This window comes from Micromonospora sp. NPDC004704 (genome assembly GCF_053601675.1).
Map to the genome: position 1 here is coordinate 1 of NZ_JBSGCD010000043.1, position 21,837 is coordinate 21,837.

17 protein-coding genes and 1 pseudogene are annotated in these 21,837 nt (G+C 71.4%); 11 read left to right on the forward strand and 7 right to left on the reverse strand.

Going from position 1 to position 21,837, the window contains the following annotated elements; genetic code table 11:
- Nucleotides 1-143 precede the first annotated feature (143 nt).
- A complete protein-coding gene (locus ACWEFB_RS33810; protein ID WP_452292023.1) occupies nt 144-527 on the reverse strand; it encodes a WhiB family transcriptional regulator in 384 nt (127 codons plus the stop codon).
- A gap of 339 nt (nt 528-866) precedes the next feature.
- Here ACWEFB_RS33810 and ACWEFB_RS33815 point away from each other — a divergent pair, with 339 nt between their 5' ends.
- A complete protein-coding gene (locus ACWEFB_RS33815; RefSeq protein WP_452292025.1) occupies nt 867-1,904 on the forward strand; it encodes a response regulator transcription factor in 1,038 nt (345 codons plus the stop codon).
- Nucleotides 1,905-1,957: 53 nt separating this feature from the next.
- Here ACWEFB_RS33815 and ACWEFB_RS33820 read toward each other — a convergent pair whose 3' ends face one another.
- A complete protein-coding gene (locus ACWEFB_RS33820; protein WP_326561008.1) occupies nt 1,958-2,371 on the reverse strand; it encodes a DUF5319 domain-containing protein in 414 nt (137 codons plus the stop codon).
- A gap of 271 nt (nt 2,372-2,642) precedes the next feature.
- Between ACWEFB_RS33820 and guaB the strand changes: the two genes are divergently transcribed.
- The 3 genes from guaB to ACWEFB_RS33835 all read left to right on the forward strand — a co-directional run bounded on the left by guaB (nt 2,643) and on the right by ACWEFB_RS33835 (nt 6,955).
- Nucleotides 2,643-4,208 (forward strand): IMP dehydrogenase, encoded by a 1,566-nt coding sequence (guaB, locus tag ACWEFB_RS33825; RefSeq protein ID WP_326561007.1) that lies wholly within the window; start codon nt 2,643-2,645, stop codon nt 4,206-4,208.
- 48 nt (nt 4,209-4,256) lie between these two features.
- The gene (locus ACWEFB_RS33830; RefSeq protein ID WP_326561006.1) at nt 4,257-5,381 is read left to right on the forward strand and encodes a GuaB3 family IMP dehydrogenase-related protein; all 1,125 of its coding nucleotides are present in this window, start codon (nt 4,257-4,259) and stop codon (nt 5,379-5,381) included.
- Between the two features lie 98 nt (nt 5,382-5,479).
- On the forward strand, nt 5,480-6,955 hold the full coding sequence (locus tag ACWEFB_RS33835) for a M1 family metallopeptidase (protein WP_452292028.1): 1,476 nt from the start codon (nt 5,480-5,482) through the stop codon (nt 6,953-6,955).
- A 68-nt stretch (nt 6,956-7,023) separates the two neighbouring features.
- Here ACWEFB_RS33835 and ACWEFB_RS33840 read toward each other — a convergent pair whose 3' ends face one another.
- A complete protein-coding gene (locus ACWEFB_RS33840; RefSeq protein WP_452292030.1) occupies nt 7,024-8,211 on the reverse strand; it encodes an LCP family protein in 1,188 nt (395 codons plus the stop codon).
- A 220-nt stretch (nt 8,212-8,431) separates the two neighbouring features.
- On the opposite strand from ACWEFB_RS33840, the gene guaA reads away from it, so the two are divergent.
- Nucleotides 8,432-9,985 (forward strand): glutamine-hydrolyzing GMP synthase, encoded by a 1,554-nt coding sequence (gene guaA, locus ACWEFB_RS33845; protein ID WP_326561004.1) that lies wholly within the window; start codon nt 8,432-8,434, stop codon nt 9,983-9,985.
- A 16-nt stretch (nt 9,986-10,001) separates the two neighbouring features.
- On the opposite strand, the gene ACWEFB_RS33850 is transcribed toward guaA, so the two are convergent.
- On the reverse strand, nt 10,002-10,277 hold the full coding sequence (locus ACWEFB_RS33850) for a PspC domain-containing protein (RefSeq protein ID WP_326563033.1): 276 nt from the start codon (nt 10,275-10,277) through the stop codon (nt 10,002-10,004).
- 286 nt (nt 10,278-10,563) lie between these two features.
- Here ACWEFB_RS33850 and ACWEFB_RS33855 point away from each other — a divergent pair, with 286 nt between their 5' ends.
- The 3 genes from ACWEFB_RS33855 (at nt 10,564) to ACWEFB_RS33865 (ending at nt 13,886) form a co-directional block, all read left to right on the forward strand.
- Nucleotides 10,564-11,511: an NUDIX hydrolase gene (locus ACWEFB_RS33855; RefSeq protein WP_326561003.1), complete on the forward strand. Its 948-nt coding sequence runs from the start codon at nt 10,564-10,566 to the stop codon at nt 11,509-11,511.
- 182 nt (nt 11,512-11,693) lie between these two features.
- On the forward strand, nt 11,694-12,602 hold the full coding sequence (locus tag ACWEFB_RS33860) for an NUDIX hydrolase (protein WP_452292032.1): 909 nt from the start codon (nt 11,694-11,696) through the stop codon (nt 12,600-12,602).
- Nucleotides 12,603-12,947: 345 nt separating this feature from the next.
- Nucleotides 12,948-13,886 carry a CDP-alcohol phosphatidyltransferase family protein gene (locus ACWEFB_RS33865; protein WP_326563032.1) on the forward strand — a complete coding sequence of 313 codons (939 nt, stop codon included), beginning with the start codon at nt 12,948-12,950 and terminating at the stop codon, nt 13,884-13,886.
- Nucleotides 13,887-14,016: 130 nt separating this feature from the next.
- On the opposite strand, the gene ACWEFB_RS33870 is transcribed toward ACWEFB_RS33865, so the two are convergent.
- The 3 genes and pseudogenes from ACWEFB_RS33870 to ACWEFB_RS33880 all read right to left on the reverse strand — a co-directional run bounded on the left by ACWEFB_RS33870 (nt 14,017) and on the right by ACWEFB_RS33880 (nt 17,616).
- Nucleotides 14,017-15,270 (reverse strand): phosphatidylserine decarboxylase, encoded by a 1,254-nt coding sequence (locus tag ACWEFB_RS33870; RefSeq protein WP_326561001.1) that lies wholly within the window; start codon nt 15,268-15,270, stop codon nt 14,017-14,019.
- A gap of 412 nt (nt 15,271-15,682) precedes the next feature.
- Nucleotides 15,683-15,922, reverse strand: a pseudogene (locus ACWEFB_RS33875) (hypothetical protein); the annotation flags it as partial.
- Nucleotides 15,919-17,616: a PspC domain-containing protein gene (locus tag ACWEFB_RS33880; RefSeq protein ID WP_326561000.1), complete on the reverse strand. Its 1,698-nt coding sequence runs from the start codon at nt 17,614-17,616 to the stop codon at nt 15,919-15,921. The pseudogene ACWEFB_RS33875 and the gene ACWEFB_RS33880, both read right to left, overlap by 4 nt.
- Before the next feature lie 199 nt (nt 17,617-17,815).
- Here ACWEFB_RS33880 and ACWEFB_RS33885 point away from each other — a divergent pair, with 199 nt between their 5' ends.
- The 3 genes from ACWEFB_RS33885 (at nt 17,816) to ACWEFB_RS33895 (ending at nt 21,729) form a co-directional block, all read left to right on the forward strand.
- Nucleotides 17,816-19,060, forward strand: coding sequence for a PspC domain-containing protein (locus ACWEFB_RS33885; RefSeq protein ID WP_452292081.1), 1,245 nt, complete (start codon nt 17,816-17,818; stop codon nt 19,058-19,060).
- A gap of 30 nt (nt 19,061-19,090) precedes the next feature.
- A complete protein-coding gene (locus tag ACWEFB_RS33890; protein ID WP_452292035.1) occupies nt 19,091-19,786 on the forward strand; it encodes a response regulator in 696 nt (231 codons plus the stop codon).
- A 305-nt stretch (nt 19,787-20,091) separates the two neighbouring features.
- Nucleotides 20,092-21,729, forward strand: a complete 1,638-nt coding sequence (locus ACWEFB_RS33895) for a peptide ABC transporter substrate-binding protein (protein WP_326560998.1) — start codon at nt 20,092-20,094, stop codon at nt 21,727-21,729.
- Nucleotides 21,730-21,837: the final 108 nt, after the last annotated feature.

Sequence of the window (21,837 nt, forward strand, 5' to 3'; positions counted from 1 at the left end):
GACCCCGCCAGACACTGGACTGGGCCACCCCAGCCCAGCGCCTGGCACAACTCATCACCGCTTAACGATTGCACTCACCACTTGACCCCAACGCCGATTTCCTGTCGCTAACTTCATGATCAACGAGGTGATCCGGGGTGGGGTTAGCTGGCGGCGCGTTGGGCGGGGAGGGTGGAGTGGAAGGGGCGGCCCAGGCGCGACTCGAGGCGGGAGATGTCGACGCGGGTACGGCGCCGGTCGGCAAGGTCCTCCCAGCCGACGGCGAGCAGCCGAAGCCGCTCCGACTCGCTGAACCCGCCCCAGACGCCGTACGGCTCGCGTACGGCCAGCGCGTGCGCGGCGCACTCCGCACGTACCGGGCAGGTCCCGCAGACCTTCTTCGCCCCCGTCTCCCGGCGGTTGCGGGACGCCCCACGCTCACCATCGGGATGGAAGAACTGCGCGGTGTCGCGCCCTCGGCAGGCCCCGAACCGTTGCCATTCCCACAGATCGACGATGGGTCCGGGCAGTCTGCGTACGTTCGACATCTGCAACCCTCCTCCCGCGGCACCGCGATGGACACTCGACCAAGGCCGGTGTCCGGGCGGCGGGCCGCGTTGACACGCCCGATTCCGGCCTCGGTTCCGCCATACCCAGCCCGCCGTTCCATCACACGTGTCTGATCGTCCGAACCTGATCATTTCCGTCCCCGCCGGCTTCGGTCCGGACGCGGTGAGCCACCGGTCAGACCGCATCAGGTGGCGCCAGCAGGGCGGTAAGTCCGTGGAACCAGCCGGAACGGGCAAAAAGTTTGCTTTCCATCAGCCGGAAACTCGTCATGATCAGTGGCGGTCGTGGTCTGCTCGTCAGGGGGAAAGGAGACCACCGTGCGTACTGTCCTCGTCTGTGTCCGGACACCGCTCGCGGCGCAGAGCGTCGCGTCCGCCGCGGCCCGGCTCGGGCTGGCGGCCGTGGTGCGTACGGCGATCTCCGATCCCGAGGTGATGCTGCGCCTGGCCGAACGCCCGGCCGACGTGCTGCTCGTCGACACCGCGCTCACCAGGCCGGACAGCGTCGGTTTCACCCGACGGGTGCTGGCCCGCGCCCCCGGTGCGGCGATCCTGCTGCTCGGGGCGGAGGAACCCGGCGTCGCGGCGGCGGTCATCGCGGCCGGCGGACGGGGACTGCTGCCCGGTGGCGACCACGACCTGGTCAGCGTGGTGGCGAAGGCGATGCTCCTGCTCAGTACGCCCGGTCGGGGCGGCCGGGGCACCGGGCTCACCGGTGCCGGCGGGTCGACCGGTGCACCCCTGCCCGCGGAGGTCGCCGGTGCCGCCGGACGGGCCACCGCCGAACGGTTGTCCGGTGCGGCCTCACGACTGCCGGCGCGCCCCGGTGCGGTTCCCGGCGGGAGCGGTCCAGTGGTGACCGGCCCGGCGCTCGGTTCGGACCACGGCGGACGGGCCGACGCGGCGGACGACAGCGGCGGGGCGAATCCGCAGACCGGGCCGACCGTGGTTCCGGTGCAGCGCGGCGACGACGTTCCCGGCGAGCATCGGCCCCCCGCCGACGGCGACGGCCCGCCGGCCGACGGCTCCGACTCCCGGACGAACACGCCCCCGGACAACCGGTTCACCGGCCCCCGACGGGGCGACCCGGCGAACACCGGTGGTTACGGTCGACCTGCGGCGGCCGCCGCCGGACCCGGTGCGACCGGACCGCTGCGGCGCGCGGCGTTGACCGAGCGGGAGTTGCAGGTGCTGCTCGGCATGGCGGACGGGAAGAGCAACGCGGAGATCGGCCGGGAGCTGTTCGTCTCGGAGGACACCGTCAAGACCCACGCCCGCCGGCTGTTCCGCAAGCTCGGCGCCCGGGACCGGGCCCACGCGGTGGCCGCCGGCTTCCGAGCCGGTCTGGTCGCCTGAGCCGTACGCCAACACCGGCTTTCCGCAGGGGTGCAGGCCGGTCGGTCACCGGGTCAGGTCGACGGGTCTTCCTCGTCGTCGTCGGTTCCCTCGGCCAGGGTGTCGTGCACCCCGTCGGCGTAACCCCGGGCGTATTCCCAGGTCACGTAGTGGTCGGGGTCGGGATCGAAGGCCGGCTCGTGCACCCTCGGCCGGCCGGAGCTGAGCAGGTGCCGCAGGTTGCCCCGGAGCAGGTCCCAGTCGAAGTAGTGCGGCTCGTGGCAGTCCTCGCACTCGATCACCAGGCCACGGACGCCGGTCGGCCCCAGCAACGCCTGGTAGATCTCCAGGTCGGCCAGGTCCTCCAGGACATCCTGCCGCTCGACCTCGGAAAGCGGATCAAGGTCGGCGTCCTCGACGGGGTCGTCGAGGCCCGCTGACGGATCGGCGGGGTCGCCGTTGAACGGGTCGATCGGCTCGTCGTGCACCCCTCCACCGTAGTCGCAACCGCGCCCGTCGCGCCCACCCTCGTCGCCCGGCCCGCCGAGCGCCCCCGAGTACGGCCGCCCCGAACCCGTACGCCCACCCGCCCGCCCGGCACCGCCATACCGTCCGGCCGCTGCCGGCGTACCGCCCGCTCCTGCCGGGCCGGCGCAGCTCACTGGGTACGATGAACCATCGCGCCGCACGTACGGGCACGCCAATGCGTGCGCCCTCGTCGCCCGGCGAAGCCCGACCAACCAGCTCAGGGGAGAACTCGTGGACAATTCACCCACCAACGATCTTCCGTCGGGCAGCGGCGACGCCGACCAGTTCGGCGGGCTCATGCCCGAGCTGCCCTCCGGTTCCGCCCGTGCGGTCCCGCTCGGACTCACCTTCGACGACGTGCTCCTGCAGCCCGCCGAGTCGGACATCGTGCCCAGCAAGGTGAACACGCTCACCCGGGTGACCCGCAACGTCTCCATCGCCATCCCGCTGCTGTCCAGCCCGATGGACACCGTCACCGAGGGCCGGATGGCGATCGCCATGGCCCGGCAGGGCGGCATCGGCGTACTGCACCGCAACCTGTCGATCGAGGACCAGGCGCTCCAGGTCGACCTGGTCAAGAGGTCCGAGGCGGGCATGGTGACCAACCCGATCACCTGTAGCCCGGAACACACTCTGCGGGACGTGGACGCGCTCTGCGGCCGGTACCGGATCTCCGGGGTCCCGGTCACCGACGCCGACGGCCTCCTGGTCGGCATCGTCACCAACCGGGACATGCGCTTCGTCACCGACGGCGACACCCCGGTCCGCGACATCATGACCCGGATGCCGCTGGTCACCGCGACCGTCGGAGTCTCCAAGGACGAGGCGCTGGAGCTGCTGCGCCAGCACAAGGTGGAGAAGCTCCCGATCGTCGACGCCAGCGGCCGGCTGCGCGGGCTGATCACCGTCAAGGACTTCGCCAAGAGCGAGCAGTTCCCGAACGCGAGCAAGGACGACGCCGGCCGGCTGCGGGTCGCCGCGGCGGTCGGGGTGGGCGAGGACTCGTACAAGCGGGCCCGGACCCTGGTCGAGGCGGGTGTCGACGTGCTGATCGTGGACACCGCCCACGGCCACCAGCGGGCCGTGCTCGACATGGTCACCCGGCTGAAGAAGGACACCACGGTCGACGTGATCGGCGGCAACGTGGCCACGTACACCGGGGCGAAGGCCCTGGTCGAGGCCGGCGCCGACGCGGTCAAGGTCGGGGTCGGGCCGGGCGCCATCTGCACCACCCGGGTGGTGGCCGGGGTCGGCGTGCCGCAGATCACGGCGATCATGGAGGCCGTCCGGGCCTGCCGCCCGGCCGGGGTTCCGGTCATCGCCGACGGCGGCATTCAATACTCCGGCGACATCGCCAAGGCGATGGTGGCCGGCGCCGACACGGTGATGCTCGGCAGCCTGCTCGCCGGCTGCGAGGAGAGCCCCGGCGACCTGCTCATCATCAACGGCAAGCAGTACAAGGCGTACCGGGGGATGGGGTCGCTGGGCGCGATGCAGTCCCGTGGCCAGGCCCGGTCGTACTCCAAGGACCGCTACTTCCAGCAGGACGTGACCAGCGAGGAGAAGCTGGTTCCGGAGGGTGTCGAGGGGCAGGTGCCGTACCGGGGCCCGCTCTCCTCGGTCGCCCACCAGCTCATCGGCGGGCTCCGGCTCGCGATGGGGTACGTCGGCGCGGAGAGCATCCCCGAGCTGCACCGCCGTGGCCAGCTCATCCGGATCACCGCGGCGGGGCTCAAGGAGAGCCACCCGCACGACATCCAGATGACCGTCGAGGCACCGAACTACCACACCCGCTGACCCGCGCCACCGACTCGCCGCCAACCTTCTCATCCGCTGGAGTGCCCCATGCGTGACGTGGTCGAAATCGGGCTGGGTAAAACCGCTCAACGCGGTTACCACCTGGACGACATCGCGATCGTGCCGAGCCGTCGTACCCGGGACGTGGACGACGTGTCCACGGCCTGGCAGCTCGACGCCTACCCGTTCCGGATCCCCTGCGTCGGGCACCCCTCGGACGCCACCATGAGCCCGACCTCGGCGGCCGCCCTCGGCCGGCTCGGCGGTCTCGGCGTGCTCAACGTCGAGGGTCTGTGGACCCGGTACGAGGACCCCACCAAGATCCTGGAGGAGCTGAGCGGGCTCGGTGAGGACTCCAACGCGACCCGCCGCCTCCAGGAGGTCTACGCCGAGCCGATCCGGCCGGAGCTGATCACCGAGCGGGTACGCCAGATGCGTGAGGCCGGCGGCACGGTGGCCGTACGGGTCTCCCCGCAGCACACCCTGGCCCTCGCCCCGGTGATCCTCGACGCGGGCGTGGACATCCTGGTGATCCAGGGCACGCTCGTCTCGGCGGAGCACGTCTCCACCACCGACGAGCCGCTGAACCTCAAGGAGTTCATCGCCGACCTCGACCTCCCGGTCGTGGTCGGTGGCTGCACCGACTACAAGACCGCGCTGCACCTGATGCGGACCGGTGCCGCCGGGGTGATCGTCGGTCTCGGCGGCGACGAGTGGTCGACCACCGAGTCGGTCCTCGGCATCCGGGTGCCGATGGCGACCGCGATCGCGGACGCCGCCGCCGCCCGCCGGGACTACCTCGACGAGACCGGTGGCCGGTACGTCCACCTGATCGCCGACGGCGACCTGCGCACCTCCGGCGACATCGCGAAGGCGCTCGGCTGCGGTGCGGACGCGGTGATGCTCGGCGAGCCGCTGTCGCTCTGCGACGAGGCGCCCGCCGCCGGTGCCTGGTGGCACCCGGCCGCCAGCCACCCGGAGCTGCCGCGAGGCGCGTTCGGGGTGGCCGAGGAGTCGCTCGGGTCGATGGAGCGGCTGCTCTACGGTCCGGCCGACGAGCCGGACGGCCAGCAGAACCTCTTCGGCGGCCTGCGCCGGGCGATGGCCAAGTGCGGTTACCGCGACCTGAAGGAGTTCCAGAAGGTCGGCCTCGTGCTTGACCTCGAACGGTAGCGACGGACTTCTGCCGGCGACCGTTCCGCCACTAACCGAACCGGTGAAGCGGAGCGGTTGCCGGTCCGCCCGGCGCCGTCGCACCCTAGGCTCGTCCGGTGACTCACGGTCTGCGGTTCGGAAAAAGCTCTGGACGTACGGCGGTCGGCGCGCGCCCGGCCGCCGTGCTCGCGGCGGCGGTGGCCGGTGTGCTGGTGTTGACCGCCGGCTGTACGGGTTCCGACGGCTCCGGGTCGTCGCGCGACGGGCGGAACTTCCGGCCGGGCGCCGACGGGGTCGGTGACCCGTACTTTCCGACCTACGGCAACGGCGGCTACGACGTGGCCAACTACGGGCTGAAGGTGCGGTACGACCCGGCCGACGACAAGCTCTCCGGCACCGCGACCATCACCGCGACCGCCACGCAGGACCTGTCCCGGTTCAATCTGGACCTGGTCGGGTTGAAGGTCGACAAGGTGGTGGTGGACGGCGCCCGGTCCGACTACCGCCACGACGACGGCGAGTTGGTGATCACTCCGAAGCGGGGGCTGGCCAGGGACGACCGGTTCACGGTCGAGGTGGAGTACAACGGCGTGCCGGGACCGATCAACAGCCCGGACCTCGGTGAGGGTGGGTTCATGGCCACCGAGGACGGTGCGATCGCGTTGGGCCAGCCCGAGTCGGCGAGCACCTGGTTCCCGGTCAACGACCATCCCGAGGACAAGGCCAGCTACGACATCGCGGTCACCGTCCCGCAGGAGCTGAGCGCGTTGAGCAACGGCGTACCGGGTGAGCGGTCGACCGATGGCGGGTGGACCACCTGGCGCTGGTCGGAGCGGACGCCGATGGCGAGTTACCTGACCACGCTGGTGATCGGGAACTACCGGGTGAAGACCGGCACGCACGAGGGGAAGCCGCTGGTGACGGCGGTGGCGGCGGGCCTGCCCGAGGGCGGACCGGCCGAGCGGTCACTGGACCGGACCGGGGAGATCAGCGACTTCCTGGCCACCCAGTTCGGCCCGTACCCGTTCGAGTCGTACGGCGGGATCGCGCTCAGCGACCGCCGGATCGGGTACGCGTTGGAGACCCAGTCCCGGCCGGTCTACGGTCCCGCCTTCTTCACCTCCGGCCCGAACGACACCGTGGTCGCCCACGAGCTGGCCCACCAGTGGTTCGGTGACAGTGTCTCGGTACGCCGGTGGAGCGACCTCTGGCTGAACGAGGGCTTCGCCACCTACGCGGAGTGGCTGTGGACGGAGCACGACGGCGGCATGACCGCGCAGCAGTCGTTCGACCGGGCGTACCGGGCCACGGACTGGACGAAGCCGGCTCTGGATCCCGGTCGGTCGGCCCTGTTCGGTCGGCCGGTGTACCAGCGTGGGGCGCTGGCCGTACACGCGTTGCGGCTGACCGTCGGCGACGAGGCGTTCTTCCGGGTCCTGAAGACCTGGACGGCGGAGAAGCGCAACGGCACCGTGGTCACCGCCGACCTGCTCACGGTCGCCGAGCGGGTCTCCGGTCGTACGTTGCGCCCGCTCTTCGACGCCTGGCTCTCCGGCACCACCGCCCCGCCACCGCCGCCCCCGGCCTCCTGACCGCCGGCGGCGATTTCCTGACCCGCCGCATCCGGTCTCCAGACCCGCCGTCGCCGGGATGACGGCTGTTACCGGGCGACGACGAGTTTGGGGTTGGCGGCCAGGTACTCCTCGGCGCGGCCGGCGAGCAGCTCGGTGAGGAACCGGGTGCCGGCCTGGGTGAGCTGTTCGCCCCGGTACGACCCGCCGGTGCCGACCGACGCGCCGGGCAGCCCGACCAGGGTGAGCGCCTCCGGCCGCAGTCCGCTGAGCGCGAAGGCGAAGTCGATCACCCGCTGCTCGCGTCCGCTGAAGATGAGCGTCTCGCCGAGCACCCGGAGCACCTGCTGGAGCCGGTCCGGGTCGCGGGCCATCTGCTCGTTGACCACCCGGCCGATGATCGCCTTGATGAGCTGCTGCTGGTGGCGCTGGCGGGCGTAGTCACCGCCGGTGGTGTAGCGCTGGCGGGCGTAGTCCAGCGCCTGCCAGCCGTTGAGGTGCCGCACACCCTCCTCGTAGATCATCTGCGGTCCGGCGTACCCGTCGTTGGCGGCGTTGCCCGGCCGGTGCTCGCCGTTCGGCTGCCGGTGCTGGGACGCGACCCGCTGGTCGATGTAGAGGTCGATACCGCCGAGCGCGTCGACCAGGTTGTCGAAGCCGCCGAAGGTGAGTACGGCACTCGCGTCCCATTCGGCGATTCCGGTGTACCGGCTGACCGTCGTCTCGACCAGTTCGAGTCCCTGCGCCGTGTTCGGCTTGGACCTGCCGTCGGCGACGTGGCTGCCGTAGCTCATCGCGTGGGTGAGTTTGGTCCGCTGGCCGCCGAACTTCGCCTTGGCGAACGGCGGGATGTCGACCACCAGGTCCCGGGGGAGCGAGAAGAGGTACGCCCGGTCCAGCTCCTTCGTCACGTGCATGATCAGTACGGCGTCCGCGTGCGGCTCCCAGTCCGGTTCGCTGACCCGGGTGTCGACCCCGACGAGCAGCAGGTTGAGTGGTCCGGTGATGGCGGCGCCCGGTTCCGGGGTGGGGCTGGGCGTCGGGGTCGCCGGCACCGCGGGGGCGCTCGGGGTGGACTGCTCGGCGGCCGGGTCGGCCCGCCCGGAGTCCCGCAGCGCGCCGGTCATGATCGCGGCACCGGCCACCAGGAGTACGGCGACCACGATCCCGGCCGCCCAGCTGATCCGGCGCCGGCTGTGCCACCAGCGGCTCGACGTACCCCCGGAACCGGTGTCGGGTTCGTCCTCGGCCGCCCGGTGCTGCCCGCCGTCCGCCATCGTGTCGGCTCCTTCCGGCCGGCCGTGACCAGCCGATTGTCGATCTGTGGATGGCTGGCCGCTTTTCTGCCCGACACCCTATTGACAAAACGCCAAGATGGCAGTTCAGGTTGCGTGTCCGGACCCGCCGAACATGATCGCGCGCCGCAGGCCGTCCGGGCGGGCGTCCGGTCCGGCGCGATTCGCTCCCACCCCGGGTCAGTAGGTAGGCTTCCTGCACATGAGCACGCCGCGCCCCGTCCTGGTGGTTGACTTCGGAGCCCAGTACGCCCAGCTCATCGCCCGTCGGGTACGGGAGGCGAAGGTCTACTCCGAGATCGTTCCGCACTCCATGCCGGTGGCCGAGATGCTGGCCCGGGATCCCGCGGCGATCATTCTCTCCGGCGGACCTTCGAGTGTCTACGCGCCCGGTGCGCCGCAGGTCGACGCCAAGCTGTTCGACGCCGGGGTGCCGATCTTCGGCATCTGCTACGGCTTCCAGGCGATGGCGCAGGCGCTCGGCGGCACGGTGGCACGTACCGGTGGCCGGGAGTTCGGTGGCACCGCGTTGAGCCCGGCGGCCGAGGCCGGTGTGCTGCTCCGCGAGTTGCCGGGTGACCTGTCGGTCTGGATGAGCCACGGTGACTGCGTGACCGAGGCGCCGGTCGGTTTCGCGGTGACCGCCGCGTCCGCCGGTGCGCCGGTGGCCGCGTTCGAGGACCTGGTGGGTCGTCGGGCCGGGGTGCAGTTCCACCCGGAGGTCGGGCACACCGCCCACGGCCAGACCATGCTGACCCGCTTCCTCTACGACGTCGCCGGGATCGAGCCGACCTGGACGCCGGCCAACATCATCGACGAGCAGGTGGCCGCGATCCGGGCCCGGGTGGGCGACCGGGAGGTCATCTGCGGCCTCTCCGGCGGGGTCGACTCGGCGGTCGCCGCGGCGCTGGTCCACCGGGCCGTCGGTGACCAGCTCACCTGCGTCTTCGTCGACCACGGGCTGCTGCGCGCCGGTGAGGCCGAGCAGGTGGAACAGGACTACGTGGCCGCGACCGGGATCAAGCTCAAGGTGGTCGACGCGGCCGACCGTTTCCTCGGTGCGCTGGCCGGTGTGGTCGACCCGGAGGAGAAGCGCAAGATCATTGGCCGGGAGTTCATCCGGGTCTTCGAGGCCGCCGCCCGTGAGGTGGCCGCCGCCGGGGACGTGGAGTTCCTGGTCCAGGGGACGCTCTACCCGGACGTGGTCGAGTCCGGCGGCGGCACCGGTACGGCCAACATCAAGTCTCACCACAACGTCGGCGGTCTGCCCGACGACCTGAAGTTCGCGCTGGTGGAGCCGCTGCGGACGCTCTTCAAGGACGAGGTACGGGCACTCGGGGTGGCCCTCGGGCTGCCCGAGGAAATGGTCTGGCGGCACCCGTTCCCCGGTCCGGGGCTGGCCATCCGGATCATCGGCTCGGTCGACCGGGAGCGGCTCGACCTGCTCCGCGCCGCCGACCTGATCGCCCGCGAGGAGCTGACCGCGTCCGGCCTGGACCGCGACGTCTGGCAGTTCCCGGTGGTGCTGCTCGCCGACGTACGCAGCGTCGGGGTGCAGGGCGACGGGCGCAGCTACGGTCATCCCGTGGTGCTGCGCCCGGTCTCCAGCGAGGATGCGATGACCGCGGACTGGTCCCGCCTGCCCTACGACCTGATCGGCCGGATCTCCACCCGGATCACCAACGAGGTGCCCGAGGTGAACCGGGTGGTGCTCGACGTCACCAGCAAGCCGCCGGGCACCATCGAGTGGGAGTAGCCCCGGGGCGACTCGGTCACGCCGACGGGGTGACCGGGCCCGTGCCTGGAGCCGGCTGGGTCCAGCCTGCGGGCGGCGTCCAGCCGGGGGCCGGGTGCGGCCACGCGGGCGCGCCGGCCGGCTCGGCCGGCATCAGGAACCACATGACCGGGTACGCCAGCAGCGCGACCCCGCCGGTGAGCACCACGGCGACGGCGAAGACGACCCGGACCAGGGTCGGGTCGACGGCGAAATAGCGCCCCAGACCGCTCGCCACACCGGCGAGCATCCGGTCGGTCACCGGCCGCCGCAACTGCCGGTACGGCGCCTGGAACTGCGGCCCCTGGAACGGCGGGGCTGGCGGCGGCCCCTGGGACGGTGAGGGCTGGAACGGCGGGGTCTGCCGGGTGGGGTCCTGCGGTGGCGGGGTCTGGTGCGAGGGCATCTCGGTCATGTCTCCACGGTCCGCGCCGGGTGGGCCGCCGACCTCGGTGACCGCCCCGATCCATACCCTGACTGTCCCCCGAAAGTGTGGCCATCTGTCAGGAATCTGACTCTGTTCATCGACCCGGAACATGATCCGGGGAGAATTTGGCCCTGTGACCCCTGCGCTGGAGCCGATTCGTAGGATTGCGGCTTACGCCGTTTGTACAGATTCCGAGGACCAGGTGCTGCTGGTACGCGCCTCGTCCCGGTCCGGCACGCCCGGAGTGTGGTCGTTGCCGGGCGGTGCGGTCGACCACGGTGAAGATCCCAACCACACGGTCGTACGGGAGACAGCCGCCGAGACCGGGCTGTCGGTCTCGGTGTCCGGGCTGATCGACGTGCTGGCCGACATGCGCTCCCTGCCCCAGCGGGGTGTCACCATCCACACCGACCGCCTCCTCTACCGGGTCTCGATCCGGGGCGGCACCCTCTGTGACCGGATCGGCCAGCCGACCGACCTGGCCCGCTGGTACAGCCTGGACGAGGCGAAGTCACTGCCGCTGCGCCCGTTCACCGCCCAGGCGCTGGAGCTGCCGCCGGGTCCGATCGACCTCTGCCCGGAGGAAGCACCCGACTTCCCGTCGTTCAACGCGGTGCCGGGCCCGGACGGGCTGCACCGCGCGCAGCGCTTCGCCGCGTACGCGGTGGCCACCGACCCGGCCGGGCGGGTGCTGCTGACCCGGGTCGCGGACGGCTACCCGGGTGCCGGTTGCTGGCACCTGCCCGGTGGCGGGACCGACTACGGCGAGCAGCCGGGTGCGGCGCTGATCCGGGAGCTGGTCGAGGAGACCGGCCAGCGCGGGCGCCTGATCGAGCTGCTCGGTGTGGCGAGTCACCGGGACGCCGCCTCGCTGGGGCCGGAGGGCTACCCGATCGACTGGCACGGCGTACGGGCCTTCTACCGGGTCGCGGTGGACGCGCCCGCGCCGCCGACCGTGGGCGACGTCGGCGGATCCACCTCCGAGGCGCGCTGGTTCGGCCCGGACGAGCTGGCCGCCCTGCCCGCCGAGCGGCTCACCGAGGTGACCGCCGAGGCCGTCGAGGCCGCCCGCCGCCCCTGACCCCCCGCCCGACACCCGCCCGCCCCCGACCCCGCTCGCTCCGACAACCGGGCAGGGAAGGGTCCCTTCCGCTGCCAGGGGCGGCACCCGGGGACCCTGCGTCACCGTTCGGGCGTGACGGACTGCCGGGCGGCGGAGCTAACCTCGTGATCAACGGACGTTGACACGGGGGACGGGGTGCGATGCGGCGGCGGCGGATCGGGGCGTACGGGCTGTGCCGGGACGACGAGGGGCGGGTGCTGCTGACCCGGTCGTCGAAAACCGCCGACATCGCCGGGATCTGGCAGGTCCCCGGTGGTGGTGTGGGGCACGGGGAACACCCGGCGACGGCCCTGGTCCGGGAGTTCGCCGAGGAGACCGGGCTGCGGGTCGAGGTCGTCGAGGTGAGCGCGGTGCTGTCCGACCTTAGCCGGCTGGGCGAGCCGGACGAGGACGTGCACACCGACCGGGTCATCTACCGGGTACGCCCGACCGGCGGCACCCTGCGCTCCGACCCGGACGGCACCACCGACCTGGTGGCCTGGGTCCCACCCGAGGAGTTGCCCCGGTTGCCGCTGATGCCGTTCACCGCCGAACTGCTCGGCCAGCCGGTCACACCGCTGCCGGAGCCGCCCCCGGGTGCCGTACGCCGGCCGCTGCCGCCGTTGCCGCCCAACGCCGGCCAGCGCTTCGCCGCGTACGGGTTGGTGACCGACCCGGCCGGGAGGGTGCTGCTGTCGCTGATCGCCCCGAGGTATCCGGGCGCCGGGCGGTGGCACCTGCCCGGTGGCGGGACCGATCACGGCGAGCAGCCGGCCACCGGGCTGCTGCGCGAGTTGATGGAGGAGGCGGGGCAACTGGGCCGGGTCACCGACCTGATCGATGTCACGCACCTGCACAGTCCCGCCGCCAGCGGGCCGGAGGGCCGGCCGATGAACTGGCACAGCGTACGGGTGATCTATCGGGTCGAGGTGGACGTGCCGACCGAGGCGCGGGTGACCGAGGCCCCCGGGGGATCGACGGCCGAGGCTGCCTGGTTCCCGGTGGCCGAGGCCGCGAGGCTCCCGCTTACCGACGTGGCGGCGCTGGGACTGGAGCGGTTGGGCAGGTAAAACGTCGCCGAAATGACCGTTGTGGATGATTCCGATACACTGACAGCGTGTGTTCCGGTGGTCATCCGCCGGGATTGTGCCCCGGACAGGGTCTCTGAGCGGATCGAGCGGTTTGCGGGAAATGCTCCGCCGGCAGCTATCGCCAAGGCGCTTCCGTCTGTGCGATGGTGTAGGCCGCAAAAGCTTGCCGGCCAACAACCCCAGGACCCCGGCATGAGTCAGCCGGGTCGCCACCGGGGGTGGCGGACGAGTCGATCGGGTAATGGAGGAAACGTGCCGAGAGCCCCTTGGCGTCGGCGTACGACAGAGAACCCGCGCCCCGCCGGGCGCCGCTGGACCGGGCAGTTGCGCCGGGGTGGCGCGTTCGCCAGGCAGGTGCTGCTGGTTCGGGTCGCACGTCGGGACGACGAGCGGGGTGGCATGACCGCCACCGTCCTCCGGCCGGAACACCACTATCCAGGTGATCCCCGTGCCCCGTTCCGCAGCCGGTACGGTTTCGACCGGCTGACCGAGGCCGAGATCGAGTCGGTCGCACCGGTCAGTCCCGCGATCGGGCCGATGAGCCCGGTCGACGACGTGTCGCCCGGGATGGCCATCCCGCTGCTGCCCGGCGAGCGTACGCTCGGCCGCCGGGTCAAGTTCGCCCTGGTCAACGGCTGCACCCTGGCCAGCCTGACGCTCGGGATGCTGGCCATCTTCCTGGCCATGCGGGGCGACGAGCGCACGGCGGCGATCTGCCTGATCGCCTGCGTGGTCTTCGACGGGCTCGACGGGGCACTGGCCCGCAAGCTCGGGGTGGCCAGCCCGTTCGGCGCCCAGATGGACTCGCTGGCCGACATGTGCTCGTTCGGCCTGGCGGCCCCCGTGGTGGTCTACGCCTCGCTGTCCGGCTCGGTCTCGACCCCGGCTGCCGCCGTCGCCTGCGCCCTGGTCGCGGCCTGCGCCGCGATCCGGCTGGCCCGGTTCAACGTCTCGCCCAAGGACGGGCGGTTCTTCTGCGGGGTGCCGACCACGATGGCCGCCGCGGTGCTCGCGCTGGTGGTGCTGATCGGGTTGCCGGTCCCCGGCACGGTCCAGGTCGCCGGGGTCGGGCTGCTGGCCTTCGCGATGGTCTCCAGCTTCCCCTACGCCAAGCTCGCCCGGCTGGTGAAGCTGCCGCCGTGGGTGTGGCTGGCACCGGTGATCGGCGCGCTCGTCGACGTCCGGCTCACCTTCGCGCTCCTGGTGGTCGCGTACCTGGCCAGCGGCCCGCTGCTCTGGTGGCGCCAGCGCGGCACCATCTGACCCACCCGTCCCGGCACCATCTGACCCACGGCCCTGCGCCCGGCACCGGCTGATCGATGCTCGACGCGCCTCGACCGCCGTGGTCGGGGCGCTCCGAGATCTCTCCGGGGCGCCCCGACCCACATCAGGCTCAGCGCCAGCGTGCGATCACCGACGACCCGCCGATCACCTTGTCGCCCGGTCCCACAAGCGGGTCGGCCGCCTCGGCGGGCAGGTAGACGTCGGTACGCGAGCCGAACCGGATCAGTCCGATCCGCTCACCCTTGGCCAGCAGTGCCCCCACGGGGGCGCGCTGCACGATCCGGCGTGCGATCAGGCCCGTACGCTGCGCCACCACGACCGTGCCCCGCTCGGTGTCCAGCACCGTGTACGCGGCCACGTTGTGCTCCGCAGCCGGTTTCATCGCGGCGGCGAAACCACCGTCGGCGACGAAGTAGTCGACCACCTTGCCCGCCACCGGTGACCGGTTGACGTGCACGTCGAGTACGGAGAGGAACACCGCGACGCGGAGGAACTCGCCGTCGCCGAAGCGTTCGTCGATGAGCCGCTCGACCGACAGCACCCGGCCGTCGGCGGCGGCGACCACGGCGGATTCGTCGTCGGGCAGGTCACGCTCCGGGTCGCGGAAGAACGCGGCCACCGGGGCGGCGGCGAGCGCGGGCACCAGCCACAGCCGGGACTTCGGTCGGGTGATCTTGGCGAGTGCGGCCAGGCCGAGTGCGATTCCGGCGGCGGCGATCCCGTTCGAGTCGATGTGCATCGTGCGGGTGATCGGGACGCTCGACGGCCGGTACACGGGCGCCAGCCGCGCGGCCGTCGCGACCTCCGCCGGGGTGAACCGGAGCCGGTGGATCCGCAGCGGTGGTTGGTTCAGCAGGACCAGGTCGGTGCCGACACCGAACAGGGCCGACTGCCGGTCCAGTTCCGCGCCGGCGCCCTCGGTCCGGCCGGGCATCGCCGGCACCGCGACCGTCAGCACCCCGCCCTTGGCGAGTTGTGCACCCAGTTCGGACAGGGTGGCACGGGTCTCGTCGACGGTGCCGGTCAGCGGGACGGCCGCCAGCACGATTTCCGCCGGCTGGGCCTCGGCGAGTTCGTCGACGATCTGGATCCGGTCGGCCACCCAGGGACCGTGGGCGGCGACGTGGGTGCGTAGCTGCGCCGCGTCGCCCGGTTCGGCCGGTACGAGGGTGAGCACGTCGCCGGGGAGCAGGGCACTGATCGCGGCGTCGAGCACCGCGGTGTCCGCCTGTGCCCCGACCAGCAGTGCGGTCTTCGAACCGTGGTGCCGGGCCAGCTCGGCGGTGAGCGTACGGGCGGCCCGCTCGCCGAGGCGGACCGGACCCTGCGGAGCGGGGGTGGGCACGGCGGGGGACTGGGTCATCTGGAGCGAACTCCTCGGTGGGTGAGGGCGGGCGAGTGGGACTCGTCCCGGTGGGGCCCTAACCGGTCGCCTGACGCGGACCGGCCGGCGGAGGTGGAAACCTCCGCCGGCCAGTTTATGCACGACCCACGCCGGACCACAGCGATCGGTATCAGTCCCGGTGATCGTCGGGCCGGGGCTGGTCGACGCCGCCGGTCGGTCGACCCGGCACGGGGTCGGTCGCGTCCGGGTCGACCCGGGGGAATTCGGCGGTGCCGTACTCGCGGGTGGTGGATTCGGCCGTGCGGTACTCGGAGGTGGTGAAATCGGCCGTGCGGTACTCCGGGGTGGTGGAGTCGGCCGTGCCGTAGTCGGAGGTGGTGAATCCGACCGGGGTCGGGTCGGTGCCGGGGGCGGCAGAGGCCGGTGCCGTCGGCAGCGGGCCACCGTCCGTCACCGGAGCGGCCGGCGGGGTCGCCGCCGCCGTGGACCGCCCCGAGCGCAGCGCCCCGAGCAGACCCAGTACGCCGACCAGGATCAGCCCGCCGGCCAGTATCCAGCCGACCTCGGGCAGGTTCAGGTCGAGGACCTGGGCGACCAGCCACCAACCGGCGACCCCCAGGAAGATCAGCGCGAACACCAGGGAGACCCCGTCGGTCCGGTGCGCCTTCATCGGTACACCTCCGCATCACCAGCGTTGACGTGCAGGAACAGGCGCAGCTTTCCGCCTCCGGGGCCGTCCGCACCAAGGTCGGTGACCTGCCGGGACGGGTTGTTCACACCGCTCCACCGGTCACCGAAGATGCGCGCGTCGCCGGCGTTCACGTCCGCGTTCGTGGTCACGTCCACGTTCGCCGGCACCATCACCCGGAGCTTGCCGAAGTTGACCTGGACGGTCACCTGGACGTCCCGGTCGGTGAAGTCGACGTGGGTGAGGTCGAGGGTGCCGTCGCCGAAGGTCGTCTCGTACCGGGTGGCGAGATCGTCGATGCTGGCCGGCGTCCAGATCGCGGTGCCGTTCGGACCGTTCGGCGGGTCGATCGACTGGGCGACGGTGGAGATGCCGAGCGCCGCGCTCGCCACCAGGCCGAGGGCGATCAGCCAACGGGCGCGGCCGAACCAGGCACCGACCAGGAGCCCGAGCGCGATGGTGACGAGCGCCGCGGCGAAGTAGGTGGCGGGTGAGACCTCAACCCGGTTGCTGACGTCGAGGATGACCACCACCCCCAGCGCCACGAAGATCAGGGAGAAGGTGGCGGCGCCGAGCGGGGATCGCTCCCGGGGCGGCTTCGGCGGCTTGGTGCGCTTGGTGGCCGGGGCCGCACCGGGCCGGTAGCCCGGTGGTTGGCCGGCGCCGCCGGCGTACGGGCCGTGCGGTGCGAAGGGCGGTCGGTAGCCACCCGGAACCGAACCACCGGCCGGTGCGCCCAACGGGGCTCCGGGAGCCGCATACGGGGCACTCGGCCAGTTCGCCGGTCCGGACGGCGGCGGCGTGATCACCGGGCCGGGACCACCGGCGTACGCCGGACCGGAGCCGCCCGCGTACGCGGGTGCCGCCGGTGCGGGACCGGCCGGCTGGGCCGGTGCGGCCGGGCGGTACCAGTCCGGGTACGCCTCGGCGTGCGTGGCCGTCGGAGCCCCGCTGGAGGGCGCGTAGGGCGTCGCCCCGTACGCCGGGCCGTAAGCCGGTCCGGGGGGCGGCGGCACCCCGGGCGGTGCGCCCGCCGGACCACCGGTGCCCCGGGCGTTCCGGTTGAGCAGCAGCGCGCCACCGATCAGGATCGCCGCGCCGAGCATGATGGCCCGGAAGGAGTCGGTCACGATCAGCCCGAACATGACCGCCACCAGCAGCCCGAGGACGATCACGGTCACCGGTGACATGCTCGACCGGCCCCGGCCCAGCATCGACTCCACCGGCGAGGCGCTGTCCCCCTCGGCCGGGATGATCAGCCAGGCGGCGACGTAGACCAGCACCCCGATCCCGCCGAAGAAACCCAGCACGGCGAGGAGCACCCGCCACAGGATCGGGTCGGTGTTGGTGGCCCGGCCGATCGCCGCGCACACCCCGGCCAGGTAGCGCCCCTCGCGGGGCCGGACCAGGCCGTACCGGGAGGTGAAGCCCGCCGGGCCGGGTGGCGGCGGGCCGGGGGGTGGTCCGTACCCCCAGGGGGGTGGTGGGTTGGCGCCCGGCGGTGGTCCGCCGGGCGGCGGCGCCGCACCGGGTCCGGTCGGTTCGTCCGGCCCGGCCGGGGCGTCGGCCCCGGCGGCCGTGGTGGGCGAAGATGCCGGACCGGGCAGCGGAGGCTGCGGCGGGTCGGCGCTCTCCGTCGGGGCCGGTCGTCGTGACGCGGCAGCTTCTTCGGTCATGGTTACGAGTTTCGTCTTCCGGCGGTCCGAGTGGCCTCAGGCGCGAACCCTGAAGCCACCCTGAGATCTCCGGCGGCAATGTTCCGGGGCGTCCCCGTGGTCAGGGTGCCCGAAAACGTGTGACGATCGAGTCCACGGCCGACGACCGGATCGCCCCGACCGCCGGGATGGTCCGACCGGCACGACCAGGGAGTCACCGATCAGCGCCGCCACCGAGCCCCGCCTCTACCGCGCCCGCGACCACCGCATGGTGGCCGGCGTGGCCACCGGCGTTGCCGAACACCTGGGCATCTCGGTGGTCCGGGTACGGGTGGCCTTCGTCGTCCTGCTCGGGCTCAGCGGCCTGGGGCTGCTGCTCTACGCGGCGTTCTGGGCGGTGGTGCCGGTACGCGCCAGCGAGACCGGTGTGTCGCCGCGCCGGGACATCCTGGAACTGCTGCCGTTCGTGGCCATCGGGCTCGGCGTACTGGTGATCCAGATCATGGTGTTCGGCTCCACCGGCGTCGCCGGCACGGCGGGATGGCTGGTCGCGATCATCGCGGTGGGTGCCGGCGTGATCTGGCACCAGTCCACCCCCGAACGGCGCCGGCAGTGGAGCGAGACCATGCCCGTGCCCTGGCTGGGTGCGGTACTGGAGGAGAGCGACCGGCGGGCCTTCGTGCTGCGCTTCATCGGCGGCGGACTGCTGGTCGCGGTCGGGGTGGTCGGCGTGGTGGCGGTCTACACGCCGCAGGCCAACTTCGACGCGGTCGCGAACGGCGTGATCTTCGCGTTGGTCGGGCTGGCCGGTGTCGGGGTGGTCGCCGCCCCGGTGCTCTGGCGGATGTTCAACCAGTTGCGTACGGAGCGTGAGGGGCGGATCCGGGAGCGGGAGCGGGCCGAACTGGCGGCGATGGTGCACGACCAGGTGCTGCACACCCTCGCCCTGATCCAGCGCAACGCCGCCGACATCAAGACCGTCCAGCGCCTGGCCAGGGGTCAGGAACGGTCGCTGCGCAACTGGCTGTACAAGCCCACCGGGTCGCCGACGGAGCGGTTCGCCGCCGCGCTGGAGCAGGTGGCCGCCGAGGTCGAGGACACCTTCGCGATCAGCGTGGAAACCGTTGTCGTCGGCGACCGGGAGACCGACGAGCGGATCGCCGCGCTGGTCGCCGCGGCCCGCGAGGCCCTGGTCAACGCGGCCCGGCACGCGAAGGTCGAGACGGTCTCGCTCTACGCCGAGGTGGAGCCGGAGCAGGTGAGCGTCTTCGTCCGCGATCGTGGTGCCGGCTTCGACCCGACTACCGTGGAAGATCACCGGCACGGCGTACGGGGCTCGATCATCGGGCGGATGGACCGGCACGGTGGCAAGGCGGAGATCCGCAGCGAGCCGGGCGACGGCACCGAGGTACGGCTGATCATGCCGACCACCCGGGACGGCGCCGGCTCGGGAAGCACCTGGTAGCACCATGGCCGGGCAGAGCGAGGAGAGGTCATGACTGAGGACAGCGGAACGGCCGGGAACAGCGGGACGGCCGAGGGTGCCGCCGAGCGGCGGTTGCGGGTCTTCCTGGTCGACGACCACGCGATGTTCCGGGCCGGGGTGCGGGCCGAACTGGGTGTGCACGTCGAGGTGGTCGGTGAGGCGAGCACGGTGGCCGAGGCGGTCAACCGGATCGCGCTGACCGTGCCGGACGTGGTGCTGCTCGACGTACACATGCCCGACGGTGGGGGCCGGGCGGTGCTGGACGCGATGCGCCGTACCCATCCCGGGATCAGGTTCCTCGCCCTGAGCGTGTCCGACGCGGCCGAGGACGTGATCGGCCTGATCCGGGCCGGTGCCCGGGGGTACGTCACCAAGACGATCTCGCCGGACGAGTTGACCTCGGCGATCCGCCGGGTGGCCGACGGGGACGCGGTGTTCAGTCCCCGGCTGGCCGGCTTCGTGCTGGACGCCTTCGCCGCCCGGCCGGACGCGCCGGTGGCCGACCCGGAGCTGGACCAGCTCACCAACCGGGAGCGTGAGGTGCTCCGGTTGCTCGCCCGCGGGTACGCCTACAAGGAGATCGCCAAGGAGTTGTTCATCTCGATCAAGACGGTCGAGACGCACGTCTCCAACGTGCTGCGCAAGCTCCAGATGTCCAACCGTTACGAACTTTCCCGCTGGGCCGCCGACCGCCGGTTGGTTTGAGACCGCGGAATTTCTGTCGACACAGGACCCACACCCTCGGTACGCGTCTGACATCCGACAGTGTTCGCGCCGGAGCTGAGCGAGTGGCCGAAGCTCGTGGATGCGTGCACCTCCGGCCGGCGCTGTTTGTGCTCGCGCGGCGGCGGTTGAGGTAGATCTAGCAGGGCAAATGGTGATCTTGGTGAGTATTCACCGAACGCTCTCGGTCTAACGGCTTGATAACGGCACCTTCACGGAACGGGCGTTCGGTGTCACAGTGTCAAGCACCTCACACCCCCTCGTGAGCGCCCTGAGGAGGCACTCCCATGCGCGGGAAAACCCTGAAGGTGGCGGTCGCTACGACCGCCATCGCGCTGATTGCTACAGGTTGCAGCAGCAGCGACCCGGAAGAGTCCGGGTCGTCGAACAGCAACGCGGTCGTCTCGATCGAGATCGCTGAGCCGCAGCACCTGATCCCATCCAACACCACGGAGACGAGCGGGGCGCAGGTCCTGTCCGCGCTCTTCTCGCCGCTGGTGGACTTCGACAAGGACAACAAGCCGTTCGAGGTCGCCGCCGAGTCGATCTCGTCGACGGACAACACCCTGTGGACGATCAAGCTGAAGGACGGCTACACCTTCCACAACGGTGAGAAGGTCAACGCCGACAGCTACATCAACGCCTGGAACCACGGCGCCTACGGCCCGAACGGCAACGGCGGGTCCTACTTCTGGGACAAGGTGGAAGGCTTCGCCGACCTCCAGTCGACCGACCCGGACGGCGAGGAGGGCCCGCAGAAGGCCCCCGAGCCCAAGGCGAAGAAGCTGAGCGGCCTGGCGAAGGTCGACGACCTCACCTTCACGGTGAAGCTGTCCGCCCCGTTCAGCGAGTTCAAGGCCGTCCTGGGCTACACCTCGTTCTACCCGCTGCCGGCGTCGGCATGGCAGTCCGAGGGCGTGCTCAAGGAGGGCTTCGAGGACGCGATCGTCGGTAACGGCCCGTTCAAGCTCAAGGGTTCGTGGCAGCACGACCAGGGCATCGAGGTCGAGCGGTACGACGCCTTCCCCGGCACCAAGCCGAAGGTCGGCGGCGTCAACTTCAAGATCTACCAGCAGCTCACCTCGGCCTACGCGGACCTGCAGGCGGACAACCTCGACGTGATCAAGACGATCCCGACCGAGAACCTGTCGAGCGCCCAGACGGACCTCGGCGACCGGTTCAAGCAGTCCCCGGCGTCGACCTTCCAGTTCGTCGCGTTCCCGACGTTCCAGCCCGAGTTCGCCAAGCCCGAGGTCCGCAAGGCCATCTCGAAGGCGATCGACCGGGACGAGATCATCAAGGCGGTCTTCAAGAACTCGCAGAAGTCGGCCCACTCGTTCGTCTCGCCGGTTGTCGCCGGGTACCGGGACAACACCTGTGGCGAGGCCTGCGTGTTCGACGCCGCCAAGGCGAAGGCCGAGTACACCGCGGCCGGCGGCCCGGCCAAGCTCCAGATCTCGTACAACGGTGACGGTGGGCACAAGGAGTGGGTGGACGCCACCTGCAACCAGCTCAAGACCAACCTGGGTGTTGAGTGCGTCGGCACCGCCGAGCCGAAGTTCGCCGACCTGCTGACCAAGGTGGAGTCGAAGACTCCGGTCGGCATGTTCCGCATGGGCTGGGTCATGGACTACCCGTCCATGGAGAACTACCTCGGCCCGCTCTACAGCACCAACGGTTCGTCGAACTACTACGGGTACAGCAACCCGGCCTTCGACGCTCTCGTCAAGGAAGGCGCCGCGGCGCCGAGCCTCGAAGAGGCGATCAAGAAGTACCAGCAGGCCGAGGACATCCTCGTCAAGGACATGCCGGTGATCCCGCTGCGGTTCGGGCAGAACACGTTCGGTCACTCGAACAAGGTCAAGAACGTGGAGATCGACCTCTTCAACCGGGTCGACCTGCTGAAGATCGAAGCCGTCAGCTGAACTGACCGCTGAGCGGCGGATGGTCCGAGTCACCTGCGGGAAGTTCGGTGGCTCGGACCATCCGGCGAGTGGTCCGGCGGCTGGGTGGTGCCCGCTGCGGACCACCTC

Excerpts from the sequence above, each read along its gene's own strand:
- ACWEFB_RS33810 (WP_452292023.1), bottom strand. The coding sequence starts at position 527 with ATGTCGAACGTACGCAGACTGCCCGGACCCATCGTCGATCTGTGGGAA.
- ACWEFB_RS33830 (WP_326561006.1), top strand. The coding sequence starts at position 4,257 with ATGCGTGACGTGGTCGAAATCGGGCTGGGTAAAACCGCTCAACGCGGT.
- ACWEFB_RS33840 (WP_452292030.1), bottom strand. The coding sequence starts at position 8,211 with ATGGCGGACGGCGGGCAGCACCGGGCGGCCGAGGACGAACCCGACACC.
- guaA (WP_326561004.1), top strand. The coding sequence starts at position 8,432 with ATGAGCACGCCGCGCCCCGTCCTGGTGGTTGACTTCGGAGCCCAGTAC.
- ACWEFB_RS33860 (WP_452292032.1), top strand. The coding sequence starts at position 11,694 with ATGCGGCGGCGGCGGATCGGGGCGTACGGGCTGTGCCGGGACGACGAG.
- ACWEFB_RS33870 (WP_326561001.1), bottom strand. The coding sequence starts at position 15,270 with ATGACCCAGTCCCCCGCCGTGCCCACCCCCGCTCCGCAGGGTCCGGTC.
- ACWEFB_RS33880 (WP_326561000.1), bottom strand. The coding sequence starts at position 17,616 with ATGACCGAAGAAGCTGCCGCGTCACGACGACCGGCCCCGACGGAGAGC.
- ACWEFB_RS33890 (WP_452292035.1), top strand. The coding sequence starts at position 19,091 with ATGACTGAGGACAGCGGAACGGCCGGGAACAGCGGGACGGCCGAGGGT.
- ACWEFB_RS33895 (WP_326560998.1), top strand. The coding sequence starts at position 20,092 with ATGCGCGGGAAAACCCTGAAGGTGGCGGTCGCTACGACCGCCATCGCG.